The sequence below is a fragment of the Clostridium sp. FS41 genome (assembly GCF_000954015.1).
Lineage (GTDB): Bacteria > Bacillota > Clostridia > Lachnospirales > Lachnospiraceae > Enterocloster > Enterocloster citroniae.
Map to the genome: position 1 here is coordinate 1 of NZ_JYHN01000002.1, position 809 is coordinate 809.

Here is an 809-nt window from a genome sequence, read left to right on the forward strand (position 1 = left end):
ATACACCATCCATGACGGCCTGGAGATAGGCGGGGGTATACCGGAGCCGGACCCGTCCTGGTATGAGCAATTCGTGGCGCAGATGGAGGGTAAGGTATCCACTGCCCAGGGATACGCCAATGACGCCCAGGCCAGCAAGACTGCGGCTGCTGGATCAGCCACGGCAGCAGCACAGTCTGCGGATGCATCCGCAAAGGCGTTGCAGGAAAACAAGGACTACGTGGAGAGCCAAAAAGAGACATTTGTGGGCTATAACAAGCGCGAGACTGATCTTAAATACGCCAATGCCCTGATCGGCTCCGCGTCTGGCACTGGGCGGGTTACGGTGGGGGATGCGTGGGAGGCGCCGATACCTGACCTGCGGATAAGCGGAGAAATTGAGCAGGTGAGTACGACCGGGGCGCAGCTGTTACAAGATAGCAATATATATCCGGGCTTTTTAACAAACGCTAACGGGACCAGGACCAATGACAATAATTACCGGACAGTCTGGCTTAGTCTTCCGATCGGCACATATACATTATCAGTTCCTGGCGGAGTAATGATCGTAAAAACAGTCATTGACGGGATACTAAACAATAGCAGTACCAGTATTGCGGACGGCGCCGGATATACCTGTACATTAACGCAGGATGGATTCCTGGGGATATCGTTCCGTAAACAAGACTCATCGGATTATACCACAGAGCCACAGGTCATGCTTAATACCGGATCCACAGTCCTCCCCTGGGAACCCTACACCGGAGGCAAGCCATCCCCCAGCCCAGATTATCCCCAGCCGATTATCAGTACAGGGACGGTGAGCCTCA

The 809-nt window shown here is 54.0% G+C and carries 1 protein-coding gene; it reads left to right on the forward strand.

What is annotated here, in order from left to right:
* The coding region (locus CLFS41_RS29950) for a hypothetical protein (protein ID WP_045091068.1) at positions 1–809 on the forward strand (809 nt) is incomplete at both ends.